This window comes from Streptomyces sp. YGL11-2, assembly GCF_050054615.1.
Taxonomy (GTDB): domain Bacteria; phylum Actinomycetota; class Actinomycetes; order Streptomycetales; family Streptomycetaceae; genus Streptomyces.
In genome coordinates this window covers 24,658-48,970 of sequence record NZ_JBNHIN010000025.1, presented here as the reverse complement: position 1 = coordinate 48,970, position 24,313 = coordinate 24,658, and the positions used below count along the sequence as shown (strand labels likewise).

Sequence of the window (24,313 nt, the reverse complement as noted above, 5' to 3'; positions counted from 1 at the left end):
TCCGATCGAGCCCGGCCACTTCCCTGGCCGTTGGCAACGGCGGCTGTGCGAAGATGAGCCGCCCCCGACGGGCGTACCCCAGTCGTACGCCGGTTCCCACAGGAGGTGTGATCCACGATGTCCTGGTCAGCGACCGCCCGGTACGGCCTGGACCCCGCTCCTGGCGGCCTCGGTCTTGTACAGGATCTGCTCAACACCGTTGGCGCGGGCGCCCCGCGGATTCCCGATCTGCTCGCCGAGGTCGCTGAGGCTCAGGCATGGGTCGACGAGGCGACGGCGCAGTGGGCGGCGGTCACCGGACAGCGGGTGCCCCGGGTTGCGCTGGACGATGACGGGCTGACGGAGCTGCGGGCCTTCCGCAACGACCTCCAGGAGGCCACGGCCAAGGCGCAGGATGCGGGATCCGGGCCGGGCGCGCTCGCGCTCGTACTGCACTCCGCGACCGCCGCGCTCCAACTGGGCGATAGCGGGCTGGTCCGGCTGGAGCCGCGGGGATCTGGATGGCGGCGGCTGACCTCGCTGGCGCTGGCCGCCGCCTTCGAGGGGCAGCAGGCCGATACCCGGCGCCGCCTCAAGACTTGCCGCAACCTCCGATGCCGGGTGGCGTTCTACGACCGCTCGCGGAACAACAGCGGGGTGTGGCACGACGTCAAGAGCTGCGGCAACGCGGCCAACCTGCGTGCCTACCGTGCACGTCGGCGCGCACAGAACGGCTGAGCCGCCGAGCTGACACGTCAGCCACGGGTGCGGTAGGTCCGGCGGCCCCGATCGGTGGCCCGGACCGACGGCCTGGATCAGCGGGCATGGAGAGCCGGAGATCGGAGAGCTGGAGATCCGAGAACCAGGGGGAGACCTACCGCAGGCAAGCACTCCAGAAGGGCCGCCTCTGGGGTACGAGTACGCGGTACGGCTCCGATGCCCGGCTACGGATCCGGAAAGCGGAACGCGCCCGTCGCCCCACCTCGGCTGTGGCCCGGCTGCTCCGCCGGTCCCTCAGCCCGTCGTCTGATGCGCGTCCCGGGCCGTGTCCACGAACCGCTCCAGAGCAGCCCAGAACGGAGTGTAGGCGGCATCGAACTCCTCGCGGCAGTCGATGCCATCGGTCAGGCCGGACTTGAGCGCCTCGTAGAAGGGACCGGTCGCCTTCTGGAGGGCGAGTGCCGCAGCGGCGGCCGAGCGCGGCCCCTCCAGTTCCACCACCCGAGCGCAGCGCCGGATCTTCGCGTACCCGGCGACCTCCTGGTCGTGCAGTTTGTTGAGCTCCTGGGTACGGTTGTCCGAGGCGGGGAGCCGAAGCTGGGCGGAAATGTCCCAGTACAACTCGCCCATCCGATGGGTCTGTTCAATGAGATCCAGATACGCGGTACGACGGCTCTCGCGCAGCCGCTCCGCACGCTGCGATTGCGCGGCGGTCTCCGCCTGGATCCTGGCGGCCCGCGCACTGCCCCGGCTCGTCACCCAACTGGCCAGTACCGCAGTACCGCCGGTCACCGCCGCGATCGCCAGAGTCCACACCGTGCTGTCACCCACGTGGCGTCACAATACCGACTCCCCGTCAGCCACCTGTAGGGGCACCTTCGTCGAGCCCCGTAAGGTCGCTGCGCATCCCCATCCCCATCCGCATCCCCATTCGCATCCGCCTCCTCATTCACCCTCTCCACGGCCGTTCCGCACTCCCCGTCCAGCGCTCCGCCTTCCCTCCACGCCCGGCCGCCCGCCTGCAAGGCGTCGTTGAACGGCCCGAGAGCACTGCTCGGCGTACGGCCGGAGGATGTACCCGACCCGTCCGCCACGCTGCTCGCACCCGACCTGCTCGCGGAGCCGTTACCGTCCGCGCCCGGTAGCCGTCGCCTGACAGGCATGCGGCCAACGTCATCGGAGGCGATCCGGGTGGCGGGCGGACTACTGGTGGACACCGGCGCCCCCCCGCGGCCCGTCTCGCGCGCACCCCGCCGGACGCCGGCCGACCCCTCGCCCCGGCTCCCACCGGTCCCGCTCCTCGTCTGGTCCCTATCTCTCACTCAGAGCTAAAATTGGCGGTGTGGCCACAGGGGACCTCCCCGACTCGCTGGCCGACGTACTGGCCGGAATCCAGCGGCTGATCCGCCGGCGGCTGCGCCGCGGCCTGACCGCCCCCAGACTGCGCGGCGCGCAGGTCGAACTCCTGCGGCTGGTCGCTTCCCAGCCCGGTATCCGGGTTTCCGCCGCCGCGAAGGATCTCTATCTCGCGGGCAACTCGGTCTCCACCCTGGTCAACCAGCTCAGCCGGGCCGGATACCTGCTCCGGGAGACCGATCCCGACGACCGGCGCTCGGCCCTGCTGTACCCGACCCCGGAGGCCCGGTCGCGGCTGCACGACTGGGAGACCCGCCGCAGCGCGCTCGTACGCGAACAGGTCGCCCGGCTGACCGAGGCTGACCGGGCGGCACTGGCCGCCGCCCTTCCGGCCTTGCGCCGGCTTGCCCACAACCTGCACGAGGAGACGGAGGGACCATGACCACCGAAGACCCCGGCCGGACAGTCCCGTGGACCGCCACCGCCCAGGCCCCCGCCACGGCCCCCGAGCCCCCGGACGAGCCGGCCGGCCGGTCGTCCTCCGATGCCTCCGCCCCGGCTGCGTCCCCGGACGCCGTCACCTGCCGCGCCCTGTACTACGCCTTCGGAGAGACCAAGGCCGTCGACGGCGTGGACCTCTCCGTCCGGCCTGGCGAGGTCTTCGGTCTGCTCGGCCCCAACGGCGCCGGCAAGACGACCGCCATCCGCTGCATCACCACACTCCTCCCCGTCCCGGCAGGCATGGTCCGGGTGTTCGGGCACGACGCGGCGAAAGAGCGCATGGCGGTCCGGCGCCTCCTGGGCTACGTACCGCAGCAGCTGTCCGCCGACGCCGGGCTGACCGGCCGGGAGAACGTCGAGCTGTTCGCCCGGGTCTTCGACGTCTCCCGCCGTGAGCGCGCGGCCCGTGTCGCCCAGGCTCTGGAGGCCATGAACCTCACCGAGGCAGCCAACCGGCTCGCCAAGACGTACTCCGGCGGCATGATCCGCCGTCTGGAACTCGCCCAGGCGCTGGTCAGTGCGCCCCGTCTGCTGATGCTCGACGAACCCACGATCGGTCTCGACCCGATCGCCCGGACCACGGTCTGGGAGCACATCAACGCAGTCCGCGCCGCGACCGGCATGACGGTTCTGGTGACCACGCACTACATGGACGAGGCCGAGCAGTACTGCGACCGGGTCGCCCTGATGCACCGCGGACGCATCCGCGCCCTCGGCACACCCGAAGAACTCCGCTCCGCGCTACGGGCCCGCCGGGCTCGTGCCGCCACCGCCCCTGGCGTGCCCCTCACCCCACCCCCATCCTCGTCCCTCCCCTCGACACCGCTGCCCTCGCACACTGCACCCCCTTCTTCACCCTTCTCCTCATCGTCCTTGCCTTCCTCCCCTTCCGCCCCTTCCCCTTCTCCCTCCTCCTCTCCTCCCTCGCTTCCCTCGTCCGACGCGGAGCCGACGCTGGAGGACGTCTTCCGGGACGTCGCCGGCAGTGGCCTCGACGAGCAGTCAGGAGACTTCCGCGATGTCCGAAGCACCCGCCGCACCGCATCTCGCGTCGGCTGAACCCTCCTCTGCCACAGTCCACTTGGACCTGCTGCTGGCCCCGCCGCGTGCCCGTACCGGCTGGCGGGTGCTGCCCGCCCGGGTCGTCGCGATGTGCATGGTCGAGCTGCAGAAGCTGCGTCACGACCGGACGGAGCTGTACACCCGGGCCGTCCAACCCGCCCTCTGGCTGCTGGTCTTCGGTGAGACCTTCACCCGTATCAAGGCCATCCCCACCGGTGGCACCCCCTACATCGACTATCTGGCGCCCGGGATCATCGCCCAGTCGGCCATGTTCATCGCGATCTTCTACGGCATCATGATCATCTGGGAGCGGGACGCCGGCATCCTCACCAAGCTGCTGGTCACTCCGACTCCGCGGTCCGCCCTGATTGCGGGCAAGGCGTTCGCCGCCGGAGTGAAAGCGCTGCTCCAGGCGGTGGTGGTGATCGTCATCGCTGCCCTGCTCGGTGTGGCCATGACGTGGAACCCGTTGCGCCTGCTGGGTGTGGTCGTCGCCGTGATCCTCGGCTCGGCTTTCTTCTCCTGTCTGTCGATGACGATCGCCGGAATCGTGCTGACCCGTGACCGTCTGATGGGTATCGGCCAGGCCATCACCATGCCGCTCTTCTTCGCCTCCAACGCCCTCTACCCGGTGGCGGTCATGCCGGGCTGGCTTCAGGCGGTGAGCAAGGCTAACCCCCTCAGCTATCAGGTCGACGCCCTCCGCGGACTGCTCTTGGGTACCCCCTCCCATCTGGGCCTGGATTTCGCCGTTCTCACCGGCGCCGCGGTCCTCGGCATCGCCGCGGCTTCCTCCCTCCTCGGCCGTCTGGCGCGCTGAGGCGCTCTCGTCCACCGTCGCCCGGCCGTCCGGCGGCAGGGCGAGGCACGGCGAGCCGGGCCCCGCCCGCACCCGCTGTCTGCGGAAACATCTCGGGATGAAACAACGCTCAGTAGTCATGTGGCTACCGTACGGCAGGCCACTGACAGGGCCCCTGGCCTGCGGAATCCTCCTTGAGGGCGAGGCGGGCGGGATGGGAAGGGCGCAGGGGACCCGCGCTCCGAGCGCCGCGGCCGGGGTGGGCGGTTGGGGAGCGGGATGGGCCCTGGCAGCCTGGGGGCGCCAGTGAAGGGGAGCCCTGAGGTGGTGCGTCACGCCGGCCGGACGCAAGTCGCCCGGACGGACGACGGAGGGGTCGGGTGCGCCGCCGTGGCGCACGGTGATGACGAAGCCGCGGCCCACGAAGACGTGCACCTCGCCGAGATCCACCTCTTCGGCATCGTCCAGAGAGCGCGCCGCGCGCAGTACGACGAAGAGGGCGCGCCGTGCCGCTCCGGGTTCGGCCGCTGATGAGCCTCCAGCACGTCCTCAACGGCGAGCGGATGGAGGTCGAACTCCGATGCCGGTGTGCCCAGTTCGGAGGATGTGGGGCGGTGCAGGCCGCCGATCCACGCCAGCGGGTCGCGGGTGGCGCGCGGCTACCCGACGGTGTCGGCGAGCGCGCCCATGGCTGCTGACATGCCGTCCGTCTCGGTACAGGGCTGTACTGATGACGCTGTTCGGGGCCTCGGTGGACGACTCCGGGGTTTCGGTTACGGCCGCGGCCCCGGTGGGCGAGGGTGTGGCGGGCCGGTTCCTCGACGGTTTGTGCAGACCGCGCAGGCCACGCGGCCAGCGGCCGGGGGCTCAAGGCTCGCGGCGGAAGCGGCCTCCGTCACAAGAGAGGATGAACGGGCACACAGAAACTCGACGCAGGATATCTGCCTGGCGTGTCTGCACTGGTCAGGGGCCATGGTGCAGGATGGGGAGAGGTTGTGGCGCCGCGTGTGTCGCATCCGGCAACGTTTGTAGGTTTATCTCTAGAATCGTGCGATGCAGATACCGCAGATAGTCAGCGCCCCTCTGGATGAGGTGATTCGGTGAACGGCCCCGATGCCACCGACGAGCAGTGGGAAGGGCTCGCCGAGGTCGTACCGCTTCGCAGCAGCAGCGAATGGCCTTCCTGGCCCGACCACCGTGCCCTCCCGGACGATGAACCGGCAGAAGAGGCACGGCGGTTCATCGTCATCCGCGTCCAGACCTTCGCGGACGCCCGCGAGGTCGCCGAGTACCTCATGGCGCAGTTGCCGGTGCTCCTGGACCTCAGCAGCGCCGACGCCGACGTCGCCAAGCGCATCCTGGACTTCTCCAGCGGGGTCGTCTTCGGGCTCGGCAGCGGGATGCACCGCGTCGACACCAATGTGTTCCTGCTGGCGCCCGTCGGCACCGAGGTGGCGTAAGCGGCGGCGGGCACCATCCCCCATTCGTAGGAAGAGCAGTTGGGTGTAACGGTTCTCCGGTCGGGTGGCTGCATAGCGTCCCTACATGGACACTGACAGTGCACGACCGGCGGTCACCGAATTACGGCTGTCCGCCTTCAAGGCCCATCGAGGCGTCACCCTCCCGCTCGGTCCGCTGACCCTGCTCAGTGGCGAGAGCGGAAGCGGCAAGTCCAGTGCGCTGCAGGCGTACGAGATCCTCGCCCGGCTCGGCAGCGGGGAACCGCTGGCACGAGCCGTCGGGGTGGTGGCGGGCGGGGCGAGCGCGTGCGTCCCGGCGGGCGCACACCCCGACCAGCAAGGACGGCGCGGCTTCCGTATCGGGTGCACGGTCGAAGGCCCGGCCGGACCGGTACAGCTCGATCTCGCCGTACAGGCCGAACCCGAACTCCGCATCGTGGGCGAGCGGTTGATCGGCGGCGGCGAGACACTCCTCACCACCGCCCTCACCGACCCGACCCGCCCCGCCGTCCAAGCCGCCTGGCATACCGCCGGCGCCACCCCCGTGACCCGCGCGCCGCTCCCCGATGACCGGCTCGGCACCTCCCTGCTGCCGCTTCGCGTCGCTGGCAAGACAGCCGGTCAGCGGCTGGTCCTGGCGGCGGCGGAACAAGTCGTGGTCGCCCTGCGTTCAGCCTTTGTGTGCGATCCGCGGCCGGAGGCCATGCGGGGGCCGGCGGTGGGTGCGGAGGACGGCTCCGCGGCGGACGGTGCGTCAGGCGGGGGAGGCTCCGGACGCGGAAGCGGATCACGCACGAGTGCCTCGGGCCGGTCGAGGAAGTCCGGCGGTCCGGCTGCGGCCGGTGGTCCGGCGGGCACGCGCGGACGCAAGGCCGTCCGCGGTGGTCGCGACGCCAGCGGCTGGGGCAGCGACGCTGACCAGGGGGACGAAGGGCGGCTCCGGTCGTCCTGCGACAACCTCTCCGCCGTCCTCGACCGTACGAGCCGCGAATGTGCCCGCCGGCATGCCGTTCTGGTCGCGGCGGTACGGGAAGCCTGCTCCGGAACCGTCGACGGACTGCGTGCGGTGCCCCGGCAGCCGGGCCCCGCGGCGGCCGGCACCGCCGCAGCTCCGGTAGGCGCCGGAGACGGCGGGGCAGCGGGCGCCCGGGCGGCGCAGACGGCACAGGGGCCGCAAGCCCTGCAGGCCGTCCTCGACCGCGGCGCCCTCGGCGAGATGCCCGTCGAGCAGCTGGGCGACGGCGAACTGCGTTTTCTCGCGCTGGCGCTGGTCCTCCTCACCGGCCCCGGGGTGCTCGCCATGGATCCCGCCGGGGAGATCCCGTCGGCGCAGCAGCAGATGACGGTCATGGCGGACGGCATGGACCGCTGCATGGACCGCAGACAGGCCCGCGAGCTGGTGTCGCTGGCCGTGCGGATGGCCGACCGCGGCCACGTCCGGCTCCTGGGGACGGTGCGGGATCCGACGGTCGCCGAAGGGCTGCCCGGCGTACAGGTGCTACACCTAGGGGTATGAGCGAGGATCTTCATGCCCTGCAGCGACGTCTGGCCGAATTCGCGGCTGCCCGGGACTGGCAGCAGTACCACACGCCCAAGAACCTGGCCGCGGCGCTCAGTGTCGAGGCCGCGGAACTGGTCGAGATCTTCCAGTGGTTGACGCCTGAGGAGTCGGCGACGGTGATGTCCGACCCGAAGGCGGCTGCCCGGGTCGCGGACGAGGTCGCGGATGTCCTGGCGTATCTGCTGCAGTTCTGCCAGGCGCTGGGCATTGACGCGCTGACGGCGCTGGCTGCGAAGATCGAGCGCAACGAGACGCGCTTCCCGGCGGTCCGCCAGGCTCCGCCGGACCGGCCGCGGGATGCCGAGTAGCAGGACGCGGGCGGGTGGATCGCCGGGCGGGGCGAGGCGGCGGCTCCGCCCCTCTCGTTTGTGCGCCGGCGCCCCCGCTCCCGCCTCCGGCCCGTGCGGTGTCCACCGCCGGACGACCGCTCCCGGGCAGGGCCGCCTGACGCTGATCCGCGCCGTCGCGCCCTGATCCGCACGGCTCGATCCGTTTCCTGCACGGTGAACTGCCATGTGGTGGGAGGCGACCGAAGGGATCATGGTGACCGGCGCTGCGGGAGTGTCCCGCGAGACGTGAGTGGCGGACTGAGTCCCATGAGCGGGGCGGGAGTTGAGTGACGCGTGGGGGCGCGAAGCGGACGAAGTGGAGCCAAGGCCGCGTCCCGACCGCACCCGAACCGCCTGTCGTCACTCTTCGGAGTTGTCGATCTTTCCACAACGCCTTGGTTGTCCACAGATTTGCGAATTCCCCTGGCTTTTTTGCCTGTTAACCCTCACGCTGGGTAGTGGAAGGAGTGCGGGGTGCATGCGAAGGAAGAAGGAAGGAGGGGGCAGATGGACGCGGTGCGGATCATCGCGGCCAGTCGCCGCGACCTGGCGCAGGCGAACTCGGTCCATGACGTGATCGTCGAGGCGTGGCAGGCGCAAGCCTTGGCGGAAGCGATAGGCAGCCATCTCGCGATATTCGGGCCGTACGAAGTGCGGTCCAGAGCCCGGGGGCTGGGCGATGCGGGCGGGCGGTTCAGCGGGGGACTGCTGTGCTCGACAGCGACCGCCGGCGGGCTCCGGGCGGCTCAACTGACCGAAATACGTGACGTCAAGGCGGCTTTGACCGGCCTCTGCCAACTGCTGCGGGAGGTGTGCGAGGCGCTGGTGGGAGTAGTGATCTCGGCAGACGAGGAGGGTATGTACTGGACCTGCGTGGAAGCCATGGACACCGCCGACGAATCCAGGGACCACGTTGCCGGAATACTGGAGAAGCTGGAGGTGCGCGACCGTCATCCTGCCTGACGGAGGGGAGAGCCGCTGACCGGCCGTTCCCACGGCAGACGTCGGCACGTCATGGCTCCGACCACGCGGGCTGATCGCGCCACCCGGCATGCCCGGGCAGTGCCCGCCCACCCGTGCCCCGGCTCGGCCCGGCCACGCCCCGATCCGCGCCCGCCCCTTCCCGTAGCCCCCGGCCGCCACCGCCGCTACCGTCCTCGTGATCGACACCATCCGCATGGTGTCCACGGCGTCGAACCAACACCTCAAGTGCCTTTACCGCAAGCGGCACTTCATCTGCCGGCACCGGCACCGCCGCCACCCCCACGGCCGTCGCTTTCGCGCCCACAGCCGGTTCGAGCTGGGGCCGTCCCCCGAGGTGCCGCATCACGCGCGTGCAGCAATTGCTTTGGGGCAGACGGGTTCCCGCCCGTCACGCCGACCACCCGCTGCCCGGCTCCCATGACTCCGCACGCCACTCATGACTCGCGCTCACGACTCACACCTGTGAACCCACTACGCACACCGGTATGACCCGACCCGGTGCTTTGACACGCCCCGGCGGTTGGTCCGCAGCTCAACGTGCAGGATGGAGGTATGGACCTACGAATCTTCACCGAACCCCAGCAAGGCGCTTCCTACGACACCCTCCTCAGGGTCGCCAAGGCCACCGAGGACCTCGGGTTCGACGCGTTCTTCCGCTCCGACCACTATCTGCGGATGGGGCACGCCGACGGGCTGCCCGGCCCGACGGACGCGTGGATCACCCTGGCGGGCCTGGCCCGGGAGACCCGGCGCATTCGCCTCGGCACGCTCATGACGGCGGGCACCTTCCGGCTGCCGGGCGTGCTGGCCATCCAGGTGGCCCAGGTCGACCAGATGTCCGGCGGACGGGTCGAACTCGGCCTCGGCGCGGGGTGGTTCGAGGAAGAGCACCGGGCGTACGGCATTCCGTTTCCCAAGGAGAAGTTCGCACGACTGGAAGAACAACTGGCGATTGTCACCGGCCTGTGGGCCACTGAAACAGGACAGGAGTTCTCTTACGACGGCCGGTACTACCACTTGGAGAAGTCGCCCGCACTGCCCAAGCCCGCTCAGCACAAGGTGCCGGTGCTGGTCGGCGGACACGGTGCGACGCGTACCCCGCGACTCGCGGCGCAGTACGCCGACGAGTTCAACATCCCCTTCGCCTCACTCGAAGACAGTGAGCGCCAGTTCGGACGGGTGCGGGCGGCCGCAGAAGCCGTCGGGCGCAGGGGAGACGACCTGGTGTACTCCAACGCCCTCGTGGCCTGCGTCGGCAAGAACGACGCCGAGGTGGCACGGCGGGCCGCGGCCATCGGACGGAACGTGGACGAGCTGAAGGCCAACGGCCTCGCGGGCTCGCCCGCCGAGGTCGTCGAAAAGATCGGCCAGTACGCCGCCATCGGCTCGTCCCGCGTCTACCTGCAGGTGCTGGACCTCGACGACCTGGACCACCTGGAACTGATCTCCGCGCAGGTGCAGTCCCAGCTGAGCTGAGCTGAGCTGAGCTGAGCCCGGCCGGGCCGGGGTACGGACGGTGCTGCCGGAAGCCGGAAGCCGGAAGCCGGAAGCGCCGCCTGCTCCGGGAGCAGACGGATGCCGGGAGCGGGCAGTGAGGGAGGAACGCGCGTGACGGTTCGGTGTGTCGGAGGGGAAGGGGGAAATTCGCTGGGGCATCGGTATCGCGACCGCAGATACTGGTCATGTGTTTCTGACGATAACGACCACCGGTACCACCGACCGCCCCGCCACTGACCTCGGGTTTCTGCTGCACAAGCATCCCGGGAAGGCGCAGCAGTTCTCGACGTCGCACGGGATCGCACACGTCCTCTACCCCGAGGCGAATGCGGAACGGTGCACGGCGGCACTGTTGTTGGAGGTCGATCCCGTTGCCCTCGTCCGCCGCGGGCAGGGCAAGGGGCGTGGCGGAGCCCCGGACGCGGCGCTGGGCCGGTATGTGAACGACCGTCCGTACGCGGCGTCGTCGTTGCTGGCGGTGGCGTTGCGGACGGTGTTCGCGAGCGCGATCAAGGGGCAGTGCGTGGCGCGGCCGGAGCTGGTCGGGCGGGCGATGCCACTGCGTATCGAGGTGCCGGTGCTGCCCGCCCGAGGCGGCGCGGAGCTGGTGGAGAAGCTGTTCCGGCCGTTGGGCTGGTCGGTGCTGGCCGAGCCGCTGCCGCTGGACGAGACGTTCCCGGAGTGGGGCGACTCGCGCTATGTGCGGTTGGTTCTGGACGGGGAGTGTGTGCTCGCCGAGGCGCTGCGGCATCTGTATGTGCTGCTGCCCGTGCTGGACGACGCCAAGCACTACTGGGTCGCGGCCGACGAGGTGGACAAGCTGCTGCGGGCCGGTGAGGGCTGGCTGGAGGGCCACCCCGAGCAGCGGGTGATCGTCGGCCGCTATCTGGCGCGGCGCTGGTCGTTGACCCGTGAGGCCATGGCGCGGCTGGAGCTGGAGCGGCTGGCCGAGGCGGATGACACCCTTGCAGAGGAGATCGACAACGCGGTGGACGAGGAGGCCGACACTGAGGAGAAGCCGGTGCCGCTGGCGGTGCAGCGACGGGAGGCGATCCTCAGGGAGCTGCGGGCGGCCGGGGCGGCGCGGGTGCTCGATCTGGGCTGCGGGCAGGGGCAGTTGATCGGTGCGCTGCTGAAGGAAGGGCAGTTCACCGAGATCGTCGGGGTGGACGTGTCGATGCGGGCGCTTCATGAGGCGCGGCGCCGGTTGCGGTTGGACCGGGTGTCCGAGCGGCAGTCGGCGCGCGTACGGCTCGTGCAGGGCTCGCTGGCGTACACGGACGGCAGGCTCACGGGATATGACGCGGCGGTGCTGAGCGAGGTCGTCGAGCATGTGGATCCGGCGCGGCTGCCGGCGCTGGAGTACGCGGTGTTCGGGGCGGCCGGGCCGCGGACGGTGGTGGTGACCACGCCGAACGTCGAGTACAACGTGCGCTGGGATTCGCTGCCCGCCGGGCAGGTGCGGCATGCGGACCACCGGTTCGAGTGGACGCGGGAGGAGTTCCGCCGGTGGGCGGGGGAGGTCGCCACGCGGCACGGTTACGCGGTGACGTTCGGCCCGGTGGGGCCGGATGATCCGGAGGTGGGGCCGCCCACTCAGCTCGCGTGCTTCACCCGTGAGGAGAGCGATGCTCCCGCGGCACCACGCAACGGCAGTGGTAGCGGGGGCACCGGCAGCGGTGGTGCGGGCAGTGCCGGCGGCAAAAGCGGCATGGGTGACAGCAGGGACAATGGTGGCAGGTGTGACGGCCGTGGTGGCTCGGACAGTGGAAAGGGGGCGGCGGCATGACGGATGGTAAGCGTACGGAGCGGCAGCAGGTGCGAGGGCCCGAGCAGGAGCAGGAGAAGCAGGGGCGGTTGCGCGAGCAGCGATCGGGGGACCGGCCGGAGGGCCACCGTCAGCCGCCGTCCTCGTCCACCGCCGACGGGCAGGGCCGTTTGCTCCCCGTGCCCGATCTGTCGCTGGTGGTGCTGGTCGGGGCCACCGGGTCCGGCAAGTCGACCTTCGCCGCGCGGCATTTCAAGCCGACCGAGGTGATCTCGTCGGACTTCTGCCGGGGGCTGGTCAGCGACGACGAGAACGACCAGAGCGTCAGCGGCGACGCGTTCGAGGTGTTGCACTTCATCGTGGGCAAGCGGCTGGCGGCCGGGCGGCTGACGGTCGTGGACGCCACCAACGTGCAGGCGGAGGCGCGCGCCCAGCTGGTGCGGCTGGCGCGCGATCACGACGTGCTGCCGGTGGCGATCGTGCTGGACGTGCCCGAGCAGGTCTGCGCCGAGCGGAACGCCGCGCGCGCCGACCGGGCCGGGCTGCCGCGCCGGGTCATCCAGCGGCACCAGCGGGAACTGCGGCGCTCCATACGGCATTTGGAGCGCGAGAGCTTCCGCAAGGTGCACATCCTGCGGGGGCAGCGGGAGGTCGACGCCGCCGGGATCGTCCGGGAGCGGCGTTACAACGATCTGCGCCATCTCACGGGCCCGTTCGACATCGTCGGCGATATCCACGGTTGCCGCTCGGAGCTGGAGAGCCTGCTCGGCCGGCTGGGATACGAGATGCGGCGCGATGCCACGGGCCGGGCGGTGGACGCCGTGCACCCGGAGGGCCGTACGGCGGTCTTCGTCGGCGACCTCGTCGACCGGGGGCCGGACAGCCCGGGTGTCCTGCGGCTGGTGATGGGCATGGTCGCGGCCGGTCACGCTCTGTGCGTGTCCGGGAACCATGAGAACAAGCTCGGTCGTTACCTCAACGGCCGCAAGGTTCAGCACACGCACGGCCTTGCCGAGACGATCGAGCAGTTGGAGAAGGAGGACGACGCTTTCCGCGCCGGGGTCGCGGAGTTCATCAGAGGACTGGTCAGCCACTACGTCCTGGACGGGGGTGGATTGGTGGTGTGCCACGCGGGTTTGCCGGAGAAGTACCACGGCCGGACGTCGGGCCGGGTGCGGTCGTTCGCGCTCTACGGCGACACCACGGGCGAGACGGACGAGTTCGGCCTGCCCGTGCGCTACCCGTGGGCGGAGGACTACCGGGGCCGCGCCGCCGTGGTCTACGGCCATACGCCGATACCGCGGGCCGGCTGGCTCAACAACACCATCTGCCTGGACACCGGCTGCGTCTTCGGTGGCCGGATGACCGCGCTGCGCTGGCCGGAGCGGGAGCTGGTGGACGTACCGGCGGAGCGCGTCTGGTACGAGCCGGCCCGGCCGCTCGCCACGGAGGCGCCCGGCGGTGCCGACGGCCGGCCGCTGGACCTGAACGACGTGGCGGGCCGGCGGACCGTGGAGACCCGCCACATGGGCCGGCTCGCGGTGAGGGAGGAGAACTCCGCGGCGGCGCTGGAGGTGATGAGCCGCTTCGCGATCGATCCGCGGCTGCTGCCGTACCTCCCGCCGACGATGGCGCCGTGTGCGACGTCCAAGGAGGAGGCGCAGGGGGAGGGCTTCCTGGAGCACCCGGCGGAGGCGTTCGCCGAGTACCGCGCGGCGGGCGTCCGGGAAGTGGTGTGCGAGGAGAAGCACATGGGGTCCCGTGCGGTGGTGCTGGTCTGCCGCGACGAGGCGGTGGCCGGCGAGCGGTTCGGGGTGCCGGGCAAGGGCGTCTCCGGCGCGGTGTACACCCGTACGGGACGGCCGTTCTTCGACGACGCGGCGATATCCGAGCGGATCCTGCGGCGGGTCGGCGCCTGTGTTGCCGAGGCCGGGCTGTGGGGCGAACTGGACACGGACTGGCTGCTGTTGGATGCGGAGTTGATGCCGTGGTCCCTGAAGGCGACCGGTCTGCTGCGCGGGCAGTACGCGGCGGTCGGCGCGGCGTCCGGGGCGGTCTTCCCGGGGGCGATCGGCGCGTTGGAGGCGGCGCAGGCCCGCGGTGTGGACGTGTCGGCGCTGCTGGAACGGCAGCGTGGTCGGGCGGCCGATGCCGCGGCGTTCACAGCGGCGTACCGGCGCTACTGCTGGCGGGTGGGCGCGACCGCGGACGCGGCCGGTCCCGAAGGGGCGGCGGGCGGTGCCGGGCTCGGCGTGCCGGCCGGGATCCGGCTGGCGCCGTTCCAGATACTCGCCGCGCAGGGGCGCAGCCTTGCCGGGCTGCCGCACACCGAACAGCTGGCGCTGATCGACCGGCTGATAGCGGCCGAGGAGACCCTGGTGGCGCGGGACGGTGATGGTGACCGTACGGCGGCCGGGAACGGCGCCGAGGCTTCGGACGAGGGTGTCGCCGAGGGCGCGGCCGAGGCGGGCGACGGTGTGCAGGGTGAGCGGACGCGGCTGCTCGCGCCGACCCGTCGGCTGGTCGTCGACACCGAGGACGAGGCGTCGGTCGCGGCCGGTGTCGCCTGGTGGCTGGATCTGACCGCGGACGGCGGTGAGGGCATGGTCGTCAAGCCGGTGCAGGCGCTGGTGAGGCAGACGGACGGCCGGCTCGTGCAGCCGGGCGTCAAGTGCCGTGGCCGCGAGTACCTGCGGATCATCTACGGGCCGGAGTACACCCGCCCGGAGAATCTGCAGCGGCTGCGCATACGCCATCTCGGCCACAAGCGCTCGCTGGCCCTGCGCGAGTACGCGCTGGGGTTGGAGGCGCTGGACCGGCTGGCGGCCGGTGAGCCGCTGTGGCGGGTGCACGAGGCGGTCTTCGCGGTGCTTGCGCTGGAGTCGGAGCCGGTGGATCCGCGGCTGTAGCGGTGGGGGAGCCGGCGGCGTGCCCGCCGGGTCCGGGGTGTCGCGTACCTCCCCGGGCCCGACGGCAGGTCGCCCGCGGCCGGGACCCGGTCCGTTCACCGGGGCGTTGTCTGTTCGCCGGGGACCTCGTCTGTTTCCCAGGGCACGGCGTCTGTCTCTCGGGGGTACTCCGCCCCGCTCGGGGGTTCATCTCCAACTGACGCTGCTGAAGCTGTCGATGCCACTGACGCCGCTCACGCTGCACGCGCCGCCCGGTACGTCCGCCGGTAGTCGACCGGCGGTACCCCCATCGCCCGGGCGAAGTGGCGGCGGAGGTTGGCCGCCGTCCCCAGGCCGGCGATCTCCGCGACCCGCTCCACGGGCAGATCGGTGCTCTCCAACAACTCCCGGGCCCGTGCGATGCGTTGGGACTGGATCCACTGCATCGGCGTGGTCCCGGTCGCGGCGTGGAAGCGGCGGACGAGGGTGCGCGGGCTGGTGTTGGCGTGCCGGGCCAGGTCCGCCACGGTGAGCGGGTGCCGGAGGCGTTCCGCGGCCCAGTGGAGGAGGGGCGCGAGCGAGTCGTCACTGCGTTCCGGGAGCGGCGTCTCGATGTACTGGGCCTGTCCGCCGGGCCGGTGCGCGGGCGCGACCAGCTGGCGGGCCAGGGAGTTGGCGACCTCGGTGCCGTAGTCCTCGCGGATCAGGTGCAGGCAGACGTCGATGGAGGCGGTGGAGCCCGCGCCGGTCAGCACATCTCCGTGGTCGACGTAGAGGACCGACGGGTCGACGCTGACGGCCGGGTAGCGCTCGGCGAGCAGTTCCGCGTACATCCAGTGGGTGGCGGCGGTGCGTCCGTCCAGCAGGCCGGTCGCGGCGAGGGTGAAGGCGCCCGAGCAGAGGGAGACCACGCGTGCGCCCCGGCGGTGGGCGGTGCGTAGGGCCGCGACGAGTTCGTCCGGCGGATCGCCGTGCACATCGGCCGAGGCCGGTACGAGGACCGTGTCCGCGGTGACCAGTTCCGCGACGCCGTACGGGGTGCGGGTGCTGAACCACGGCCCGGCGAGAGGGGTTTCGCCGCCCGGGCCGATCGCGCACACCCGCAGGTCGTACCAGTCCGGGGGCGGCTGGATCCGGTCGGTGCCGAAGATGTGGCAGGGGATGGCGAGTTCGAGGAACGGCATGCCGGTGGTGACGGCGATCGCGAGGGAGGCCATGACGGGAGTGTGGCAGAAGACGTGGCAGGAACGTAGCGGACGGTGGCAGTGCTGCCACTCGTGGCGGGAGAGCGGGGGGCGGATGCTTGATCGACATGACCACTCCTTTTCCGGGCGGCCGGGGGACGGGTGTGCCCTCCCGCGGGGCCTCCGCACCGGGCGACCCTGGCGCTCCCGGCGCCCCCGCACGCACCGTTCCCGCTCGAACCTCCTCCGCACGTACCGTCGCTGCGTGCACCGCGCCCGTATACCCAGCTCCTGCCGCCGCGGCGGTCCGGCGCACCACGGAAGCCGCGCCTTGTGATGCGGGAGCGGCGGCTCATGACGTCGAAGCGGCGCCTCGTGATGCCGAGGCCGCGCTTCGTGATGCCGAAGCCGTCCCTCGTGACGCCGTTGCCGTCCGTCGCGGCGCCGGCACGATCCCTCCCGACGACGACGCCGACGGGCCTGACGCCGACGGGCCCGACGCCGCCGACCCGCGCCGCTGGCTGATCCTGGCCATCGCCTCCGCCGCACAGTTCCTGGCGGTGCTCGATCTGATCGCGGTCACCATCGCGTTCCCGGCGATCGGCCAGGACTTCGCGCCGGCGCCCGCCTCCGCGCTCTCCTGGGTGCTCAACGGCTACACCGTCGTGCTCGCCGCGCTCCTGGTGCCGGCCGGCGGCGCTGCTTCCTGACCGGGATGCTGCTGTTCGGCCTGGCGTCGGCGGCCTGCGGGATGGCGCCCACCCTCACGCTGCTCATCGTGGCGCGGGTGGTGCAGGGCGTGGCGGCCGCCGTACTGATCCCCACCTCCCTCTCCCTCGCGCTGCCCGCCTTCCCACCCCGGGAACGCGCGACCGCGGTCGGTGCCTGGACGGCGGTCAGCGCGGTGGCGGCGAGCTCCGGCCCAGTGATCGGCGGACTGCTCGCCGCCTCCGACTGGCGGCTGATCTTCCTGATCAACGTCCCGGTGGTGGTGCTCGCGGTGGGTACGGGCGTCCGGCTGCTGCCCCGCTCCGAACGCGGCGGGCGGCAGGCGCTCGACCTGCCGGGGACGGCGCTGGTGCTGGTGTGCGTCGGCGCGCTGGTGACGGCGTGCGTCGAGGCCCCCGAGTGGGGTTACTCCGCCCCCGCCACACTGACGGTCCTGGCCGCCGGAGTTCTGGCCGGCGCGCTCGGCGTACGCCATGTGCGGCGGGCCGCGGATCCCGTGGTGCACCCGGAGCTGTTCCGGACGCCCGGGTTCGCGGCGGCCACGCTGGGGCTGCTCAGCTACTTCGTGGCCTACGGGGCGATGGTGCTCGGGGCGAGCCTGCTGTTCACCGATGTGTGGCACTACTCGGTGCGGACCGCCGGGCTGGCGCTGGCGCCCTGGCCGCTGACGGTGCTGTTGGTCTCCGCGCTCTCCGGCCGCATCGTCGGGACGGTCGGGGCGCGGGCGACGGGCGTCATCGGGGCACTGTGCTTCGTGGCGGCCACCCTGTGGTGGCTGGCGCTGGCCGACGACGGACGGGGAGGCGGGGGTGCGCACTACGTGGCGCACTTCCTGCCCGGCCTGATCTTCGCCGGGCTCGGCACCGGGCTGTACCAGCCGGTGATGTTCGCCGCGACGGGACTGCTGCCCAGCCGCCAACTCTCCCTCGGCTCCGGCGTCCTGATGGTGTCGCGGCAGGCCGGTACGGCGCTGGGGGTGGCCGTGTTGGTAGCCGTCATGGGTGGCGGGCAGCAGCCGGACTTCGGGGCGTTGCGCGCCGGCTGGATCGTCGCCGCGGTGACCTCGGCGGGCGCTGTGGCGGCGGCGCTGACGCTGCGGCGGGGCGGTACGCGGGGGCCGGGTGAGGCCAGTGAGGTCGGTGAGGTCGGTGAGGTCGGTGACCGTGCGCGGAGGACCGGATGACGTCGGTATGACGGTGCCGGGTGGGCCGGGTGGGCCGGGCGGGCCGGCGTGACGGTACGCGGTGGGCCGGGCGTGGACGGTGCGGGCGGGGTAGGACGTGGGGAGGCAGTACCACGGCCCCGACTCGGGACGCGGAGGCCCGTGATCCGGAGGCCGAGGCGTGTGATCCGGACGTGGAGGCTCCCGCTCCGGATGAGGCGGCCCCACGCCAAATCCTTCCCGGGGGTGGGGGGATGGGCCCCGGTCCGGCCCCTGGTATCTCCCTGAGGAACGGCCCCGGGATCTCCCTGAGGACGGGACCCGGGGCCTCCCGGAGGTTCACCCCCACATCTCCCCGACATCGCGTCGACATCGCGTCGAGTCCCGACGCCGGGCCGCCGGAGCGGACAAGATGGGGAGATGGGATTCCATGTCGACTCAGAGGCCGGGCGGCTGCGCCGGGTCATCCTGCATCGCCCTGATCTGGAGCTGAAGCGGCTCTCGCCCTCCAACAAGGACACCTTGCTGTTCGACGACGTGCTGTGGGTGCGCCGGGCGCGGGCCGAGCACGACGGGTTCGCGGACGTGCTCCGGGACCGCGGCGTCGAGGTGCACCTCTTCGGGGATCTGCTGGCCGAGAGCCTGCAGATCCCCGAGGCGCGCACGCTGGTCCTGGACCGGGTCTTCGACGAGAAGGAGTACGGCCCGCTGGCCACCGACCATCTGCGGGCGGTGTTCGATGAACTGCCCGTGCCCGAGCTCGTGGAGGCGCTGGTCGGCGGTATGACCAAGCGTGAGTTCCTGGAGCGCCACTCCGAGCCGACCTCGGTCCGCTTCCATGTGATGGATCTGGACGACTTCCTGCTGGACCCGCTGCCCAACCACCTCTTCACCCGCGACACCTCCGCCTGGATCTACGACGGGGTGTCGATCAACTCGATGCGCTGGCCGGCCCGGCAGCGCGAGACCGTCCACTACGAGGCGATCTACCACCACCATCCGCTGTTCCGCGGCGAGGACTTCCACGTCTGGTCGGAGGGGCAGGCGGACTTCCCCTCGACGATCGAGGGCGGCGACGTGCTGGTCCTGGGCAGCGGCGCGGTGCTGATCGGGATGAGCGAGCGGACCACGCCGCAGGCCGTCGAACTGCTGGCGCGCGGACTGTTCGCGGCGGGTTCGGCGCGCACGATCGTGGCGCTGGACATGCCCAAGCGGCGGGCGTTCATGCACCTCGACACCGTCATGACGATGATCGACGGGGACACCTTCACCCAGTACGCGGGCCTGGGCATGCTCCGCTCGTACACCATCGAACCGGGCTCGGGCGACCAGGACCTCAAGGTCACCGACCATCCGCCGGAGCACATGCACCGCGCCATAGCGGCCTCCCTGGGCCTCTCCGACATCCGGGTGCTGACCGCGACCCAGGACGTCCACTCGGCCGAGCGCGAGCAGTGGGACGACGGATGCAACGTGCTGGCGGTGGAGCCGGGGGTGGTGGTGGCGTACGAGCGGAACGTCACCACGAACACCTTCCTGCGCAAGCGCGGCATCGAGGTGATCACCATTCCCGGGAGCGAGCTGGGGAGGGGGCGCGGCGGTCCGCGCTGTATGAGCTGCCCGGTGACGAGGGAGGCGGTACCGGGGGCGGCGTGAGCGGGGCGGGGCCGGGCCGGTGCGTTCGGGCGCGGTGTCCCGCCGCGTGCCCCACCCGACGATCCCGTATAGAGATACGGCGTGTCGTATACACTTCCAGTGTTCGATCCCGTCCCCGATTGCCGCGAACCAGGAGCCGACCCATGGCGACAGACCTCACGGGCCGCCACTTCCTCAAGGAGCTGGACTTCAGCGCAGAGGAGTTCCGCCGACTGATCGACCTGGCCGCCGAGCTGAAGGCGGCCAAGCGCGCCGGCACCGAGGTCCCGCGCCTGAAGGGCCGCAACATCGCCCTGATCTTCGAGAAGACCTCGACCCGTACCCGCTGCTCCTTCGAGGTCGCCGCCGCGGACCAGGGCGCCTCGACCACCTACCTGGACCCGTCCGGTTCGCAGATCGGGCACAAGGAGTCGGTCAAGGACACCGCACGCGTCCTCGGCCGGATGTTCGACGGTATCGAATTCCGCGGCAGCCGCCAGTCCGACGTCGAGGAACTCGCCGCGTACGCCGGGGTGCCCGTCTTCAACGGGCTGACCGACGACTGGCACCCCACCCAGATGCTCGCCGACGTGCTCACCATGGTCGAGCACGGCAACGGCCGCCCCCTGGAGGAGACCGCCTTCGCCTACCTCGGCGACGCCCGCAACAACATGGGCAACTCCTACCTCGTCACCGGTGCGCTGCTCGGCATGGACGTGCGGATCGTGGCACCGAAGCAGCTGTGGCCCGAGGGGGCGGTCATCGCGCAGGCGCGGTCGCTGGCCGAGGCGAGCGGCGCCCGGATCACCCTCACCGAGGACGTCGCCGAGGGCGTCCGCGGCGCGGACTTCGTCGCCACCGACGTCTGGGTCTCCATGGGCGAGCCGAAGGAGGTCTGGGACGAGCGGATCGCGCTGCTCGCCCCGTACGCGGTCACGATGGACGTGCTGCACGCCACGGGCCGGCCCGACGTGAAGTTCCTGCACTGCCTGCCCGCGTACCACGACCTGGGTACGGCGGTCGGCCGGGAGATCCACGCCCGGCACGGCCTGTCGTCGCTGGAGGTCACCGACGAGGTCTTCGAGTCCGCGCACTCGGTCGTCTTCGACGAGGCGGAGAACCGGATGCACACGATCAAGGCGGTGCTGGTGGCGACGCTGGCCCGGCCCTGACCTGACCGTCGGACGGCCCCTGGGTCCCCGCGGGAAGCCGGCGGCGGTCCCGGGTGGCACCCCGCGTCGGTGCATAGCCATACGGTTCAATGGGCGATCATGCAGTTCCGGCGGTTACCATCGAGCCGCTCACGGGGTCCGGACCCACCGGTTCGGACCCCGCTCCGCGCCCGGCGGCCACCCCGCCGCACGCACCGCACCACCAGAGAGAGAACCACCCCATGTCCCGCTCAGGCCCGTCCGGACTGCGCATCAAGTCCCCCGACCTCCTCATCGCCGAATCCGGCGCGGACCTCGAAGGCAACGGCCTGCGGCGCAGCATGGGCCTCTTCCAGCTCGTCTGCTTCGGCATCGGCGCCATCGTCGGCACCGGCATCTTCGTCGGCCTCTCCGACACCGTCGCGCAGGCCGGCCCCGCCGTCATCGTCTCCTTCGTCCTCGCCGCGATCACCTGCGTCTTCACCGCCTTCTCCTTCGCCGAACTGGGCGGCGCCATCCCGGTCTCCGGCAGCTCGTACTCCTACGCCTACGCCACCCTCGGCGAGCGCACCGCCTTCCTCGTCGGCTGGTGCCTGCTCCTCGAATACGGCATCTCGATCTCCGCGGTCGCCGTCGGCTGGGGCCAGTACCTCAACGAACTGCTGGGCAGCCTGACCGGCTGGCAGCTGCCCGCCGCGCTCTCCAGCCCGCCCGGTGCCGGCGGGATCGTCAACGTCCCCGCCGTCGTCGTGATGCTGCTCGCCGCGCTGCTGCTCGTCCGCGGCGTCCGCGAGAGCGCACGTGCCACCGCCGCGATGGCGGTGCTCAAACTGGCGGTCCTGGCGCTGTTCTGCGTGATCGGCTTCAGCGCCTTCCGGAGCGGAAACCTCGCGCCGTTCGCCCCGGAGGGCATCGCCGGGATCACCTCCGGAGCCTCCGTCGCGTTCTTCTCGTACATCGGCTTCGACGCCGTCACCACCGCCGGTGAAGAGGTCCGCAACCCGCGGCGCAACATCCCCGTCGCGATCATGATCTGCATCGGCGTGGTCACCGTCCTGTACTGCCTGGTCGCGCTCGGCGCCATCGGCGCGCTCTCCTCCGGGAAGGTCGCGGGGCAGCCGGCCGCGCTGTCGCTGATCGTCAACCGCGTCACCCACTCCACCCTCGGCGGCGGCGTGATCGCCTTCGGCGCGGTGGTCGCCATCGCCTCCGTCGTCCTCGCCGTGATGTACGGGCAGACGCGCATCCTGATGTCGATGTCCCGGGACGGCCTGATCCCGCGGATCTTCGAACGGATCTCGCCCCGGACCTCCACCCCGGTGGCCAACACCTGGATCGTCGCGGCCGTCTTCGCGGTCCCCGCCGCGGTCGTCCCGCTCGACGTGGTGATGAACCTGACCACCATCGGGACCCTGGCGATCATGGCCGTGGTCAATGTGAGCGTGCTGGTCCTGCGCCGCACCCGGCCCGACCTGCCGCGCCGCTTCCGCGTCCCGCTCTTCCCGGTCAGCCCGGTCCTCGGCATCGCCTTCTGCGGCTATCTGATCTACGGCACCGGCTCGGCGACCTGGCTGCAGTTCGCCGGGTTCCTGGCCGTCGGCGCGCTGGTCTACGCGCTGTACGGGCGCCGCCACTCCCGCCTCGGGAACGGGACCCGGGAGCCGGGCGGGGACGCCGCCGGGGGAGCGGACGGGGGAGCGGACGGGGGAGCGGACGGGGGTCCGGACGCCGGCGGGACCGAGGGCGGGATCCGGGACCGGGTCGGGGCCGTCCAGGAGTAGCCGGTCCGGGAAGCCGGCGGAAGCGGCTCGGCGGTTTCCGCGCAGCACGGGCCCGGCACGGGCCGGGCCGACGCGGTCCCGGCGGGCAGTGGGTCAGGGCCGCTGCGGCAGCCGCGGCTCCCGCAGTGGGGGCAGGGCGAACCACACGGCCTTGCCGTGCGCGGTCGGCCGGCAGCCGGCGGCGGAGCTGAGGCCCCGGACCAGCCGCAGCCCGCGGCGCGCGGCCGGGCACCGGTCGGCCGCCGCGCCGGCGCTCCCGGCCTCCGGAACCGGCCCCGCCGCCGGTGCGCCGTACGCCGCGCCCTCCGGCCGCTCCAGCCCCGCCAGGGGCGCCGGGTCCCCGTCGTGCACCTCGACCTCGCAGCCCGCCGGCCGCAGCCTCACCACCAGCTCGATCGGATCCGAACCGCCGGTGTGCGCCACGGCGTTGGCGACCAGCTCCGCGGTCAGCAGGGCCGCGGTGTCGTGGTCGGCGGTGACCCGCAGGTCCAGCAGCGCGGTGTTGATCAGCGCGCGGGCGATCGGCACGGCGGCCGCGGTGTGCGGCAGCGCGACGTGCCAGGAGGTGACGTCGGACGGTTCGGGCAGCGGCGGGGCGCTGGCTTCCGGCAGGAGCGGTTCCGGCATGAGGTGTTCCGTTCGCCCGGGGCCGGGTCGGATCCCTCATGGCCCCATCGGACACCTTCACCGTAGGGCCGGGGCCGGGCCGGGCATCAGAGCCGACCGGCAGGGCCGACCGGGACCTGGGTCACCCGCCGGATGGGACGTTCGGCCCACGCGCAACCCGCCCGCAGCATGCGGCGCACACGGGACAATGTATCGCGGCCTCATGACGACAGTCACAAATCAGTGATAGCTTCGAGGGGTTCACGCGCACCGCCACCGCATCCGCAGCCACCGCACACACCAGCCGTCCGGCTGAGGGGGGCAGGCAGACCGATGAGCCCGTTCGCAGGATCCGCCCGAAGCACCGGCGCCTGGCAGCACATCCGGGTGGCCAGGGAAGACGGCATCGCCACCGTCACCCTCGCGCGCCCCGAGAAGCTCAACGCGCTCACCTTCGAGGCATACGCCGACCTCCGCGACCTGCTCGCGGAACTGTCCAGAGAACGCTCCGTGCGCGCCCTGGTCCTCGCCGGGGAAGGCCGCGGCTTCTGCTCCGGCGGCGACGTCGAGGAGATCATCGGCGCCACCCTGGGCATGGACACCGCACAACTGCTGGACTTCAACCGGATGACCGGCCAGGTCGTACGGGCGGTGCGCGAGTGCCCCTTCCCGGTCATCGCGGCGGTGCACGGCGTGGCGGCCGGCGCCGGCGCGGTGCTCGCGCTGGCCGCCGACTTCCGCGTCGCCGACCCCTCCGCCCGCTTCGCGTTCCTCTTCACCCGGGTCGGCCTCTCCGGCGGCGACATGGGCGCGGCCTACCTCCTGCCCCGCGTCATCGGCCTCGGACACGCCACCCGGGTGCTGATGCTCGGCGACGCGATCCGCGCGCCCGAGGCCGAACGCCTCGGCCTGATCAGCGAGTTGGCCGAGGAGGGCCGCGCCGACGAGACGGCCGCCGCGCTCGCCCGGCGGCTCGCCGAAGGGCCCGCGCTGGCCCACGCCCAGACCAAGGCGCTGCTCACCGCCGAACTCGACATGCCGCTGGCCGCCGCCGTCGAAATGGACGCCGCCACCCAGGCACTGCTGATGAACAGCGCCGACTACGCCGAATTCCACGCCGCCTTCACCGAGAAGCGGACCCCCAAGTGGCAGGGGAAATGA

21 protein-coding genes are annotated in these 24,313 nt (G+C 71.7%); 18 read left to right on the top strand and 3 right to left on the bottom strand.

The window, feature by feature from the left end:
* Positions 1–117: 117 nt before the first annotated feature.
* The gene (locus ACO1BR_RS26055; RefSeq protein WP_426797535.1) at positions 118–717 is read left to right on the top strand and encodes a CGNR zinc finger domain-containing protein; all 600 of its coding nucleotides are present in this window, start codon (positions 118–120) and stop codon (positions 715–717) included.
* A 276-nt stretch (positions 718–993) separates the two neighbouring features.
* On the opposite strand, the gene ACO1BR_RS26050 is transcribed toward ACO1BR_RS26055, so the two are convergent.
* Positions 994–1,530 carry a hypothetical protein gene (locus ACO1BR_RS26050; protein WP_426797534.1) on the bottom strand — a complete coding sequence of 179 codons (537 nt, stop codon included), beginning with the start codon at positions 1,528–1,530 and terminating at the stop codon, positions 994–996.
* Between the two features lie 511 nt (positions 1,531–2,041).
* On the opposite strand from ACO1BR_RS26050, the gene ACO1BR_RS26045 reads away from it, so the two are divergent.
* The 11 genes from ACO1BR_RS26045 (at position 2,042) to ACO1BR_RS25995 (ending at position 14,925) form a co-directional block, all read left to right on the top strand.
* A complete protein-coding gene (locus tag ACO1BR_RS26045) occupies positions 2,042–2,497 on the top strand; it encodes a MarR family winged helix-turn-helix transcriptional regulator (protein ID WP_426797533.1) in 456 nt (151 codons plus the stop codon).
* Positions 2,494–3,615 carry an ABC transporter ATP-binding protein gene (locus tag ACO1BR_RS26040; protein ID WP_426797532.1) on the top strand — a complete coding sequence of 374 codons (1,122 nt, stop codon included), beginning with the start codon at positions 2,494–2,496 and terminating at the stop codon, positions 3,613–3,615. Before ACO1BR_RS26045 ends, ACO1BR_RS26040 begins: the two co-directional genes overlap by 4 nt.
* Positions 3,575–4,438 (top strand): ABC transporter permease, encoded by an 864-nt coding sequence (locus ACO1BR_RS26035; RefSeq protein ID WP_426797531.1) that lies wholly within the window; start codon positions 3,575–3,577, stop codon positions 4,436–4,438. Before ACO1BR_RS26040 ends, ACO1BR_RS26035 begins: the two co-directional genes overlap by 41 nt.
* A 369-nt stretch (positions 4,439–4,807) precedes the next feature.
* On the top strand, positions 4,808–4,948 hold the full coding sequence (locus tag ACO1BR_RS26030; protein ID WP_426797530.1) for a hypothetical protein: 141 nt from the start codon (positions 4,808–4,810) through the stop codon (positions 4,946–4,948).
* Between the two features lie 569 nt (positions 4,949–5,517).
* A complete protein-coding gene (locus ACO1BR_RS26025) occupies positions 5,518–5,877 on the top strand; it encodes a cell division protein SepF (RefSeq protein ID WP_426797529.1) in 360 nt (119 codons plus the stop codon).
* An 85-nt stretch (positions 5,878–5,962) separates the two neighbouring features.
* Positions 5,963–7,393 carry a biotin transporter BioY gene (locus tag ACO1BR_RS26020; RefSeq protein WP_426797528.1) on the top strand — a complete coding sequence of 477 codons (1,431 nt, stop codon included), beginning with the start codon at positions 5,963–5,965 and terminating at the stop codon, positions 7,391–7,393.
* Positions 7,390–7,746, top strand: a complete 357-nt coding sequence (locus ACO1BR_RS26015; protein ID WP_426797527.1) for a nucleotide pyrophosphohydrolase — start codon at positions 7,390–7,392, stop codon at positions 7,744–7,746. Before ACO1BR_RS26020 ends, ACO1BR_RS26015 begins: the two co-directional genes overlap by 4 nt.
* Positions 7,747–8,274: 528 nt before the next feature.
* Entirely contained in the window at positions 8,275–8,730 is a 456-nt protein-coding gene (locus tag ACO1BR_RS26010) for a DUF6099 family protein (RefSeq protein ID WP_159507622.1), read from the top strand.
* A 573-nt stretch (positions 8,731–9,303) separates the two neighbouring features.
* Entirely contained in the window at positions 9,304–10,227 is a 924-nt protein-coding gene (locus ACO1BR_RS26005; RefSeq protein ID WP_426797526.1) for an LLM class F420-dependent oxidoreductase, read from the top strand.
* Positions 10,228–10,435: 208 nt separating this feature from the next.
* Complete coding sequence (locus tag ACO1BR_RS26000; protein WP_426797525.1) at positions 10,436–12,037, top strand: 3' terminal RNA ribose 2'-O-methyltransferase Hen1; 1,602 nt, start codon at positions 10,436–10,438, stop codon at positions 12,035–12,037.
* Positions 12,034–14,925, top strand: coding sequence for a polynucleotide kinase-phosphatase (locus ACO1BR_RS25995; protein ID WP_426797524.1), 2,892 nt, complete (start codon positions 12,034–12,036; stop codon positions 14,923–14,925). The genes ACO1BR_RS26000 and ACO1BR_RS25995 overlap by 4 nt, the downstream gene beginning before the upstream one ends.
* A gap of 233 nt (positions 14,926–15,158) precedes the next feature.
* Here ACO1BR_RS25995 and ACO1BR_RS25990 read toward each other — a convergent pair whose 3' ends face one another.
* Positions 15,159–16,121: a GlxA family transcriptional regulator gene (locus ACO1BR_RS25990; RefSeq protein WP_426797523.1), complete on the bottom strand. Its 963-nt coding sequence runs from the start codon at positions 16,119–16,121 to the stop codon at positions 15,159–15,161.
* 95 nt (positions 16,122–16,216) lie between these two features.
* Between ACO1BR_RS25990 and ACO1BR_RS25985 the strand changes: the two genes are divergently transcribed.
* The 5 genes from ACO1BR_RS25985 to ACO1BR_RS25965 all read left to right on the top strand — a co-directional run bounded on the left by ACO1BR_RS25985 (position 16,217) and on the right by ACO1BR_RS25965 (position 22,546).
* Positions 16,217–16,798, top strand: a complete 582-nt coding sequence (locus ACO1BR_RS25985; RefSeq protein WP_426797522.1) for a hypothetical protein — start codon at positions 16,217–16,219, stop codon at positions 16,796–16,798.
* Between the two features lie 5 nt (positions 16,799–16,803).
* Positions 16,804–18,000, top strand: coding sequence for an MFS transporter (locus ACO1BR_RS25980; protein ID WP_426797521.1), 1,197 nt, complete (start codon positions 16,804–16,806; stop codon positions 17,998–18,000).
* Positions 18,001–18,399: 399 nt separating this feature from the next.
* A complete protein-coding gene (locus ACO1BR_RS25975) occupies positions 18,400–19,635 on the top strand; it encodes an arginine deiminase (protein WP_426797520.1) in 1,236 nt (411 codons plus the stop codon).
* 143 nt (positions 19,636–19,778) lie between these two features.
* Positions 19,779–20,786, top strand: a complete 1,008-nt coding sequence (argF, locus tag ACO1BR_RS25970; RefSeq protein ID WP_426797519.1) for an ornithine carbamoyltransferase — start codon at positions 19,779–19,781, stop codon at positions 20,784–20,786.
* Between the two features lie 221 nt (positions 20,787–21,007).
* Positions 21,008–22,546 (top strand): amino acid permease, encoded by a 1,539-nt coding sequence (locus tag ACO1BR_RS25965; RefSeq protein ID WP_426797518.1) that lies wholly within the window; start codon positions 21,008–21,010, stop codon positions 22,544–22,546.
* A gap of 93 nt (positions 22,547–22,639) precedes the next feature.
* Here ACO1BR_RS25965 and ACO1BR_RS25960 read toward each other — a convergent pair whose 3' ends face one another.
* The gene (locus ACO1BR_RS25960; RefSeq protein WP_426797517.1) at positions 22,640–23,173 is read right to left on the bottom strand and encodes an ATP-binding protein; all 534 of its coding nucleotides are present in this window, start codon (positions 23,171–23,173) and stop codon (positions 22,640–22,642) included.
* Positions 23,174–23,485: 312 nt separating this feature from the next.
* Between ACO1BR_RS25960 and ACO1BR_RS25955 the strand changes: the two genes are divergently transcribed.
* Positions 23,486–24,313: an enoyl-CoA hydratase family protein gene (locus ACO1BR_RS25955; protein ID WP_426797516.1), complete on the top strand. Its 828-nt coding sequence runs from the start codon at positions 23,486–23,488 to the stop codon at positions 24,311–24,313.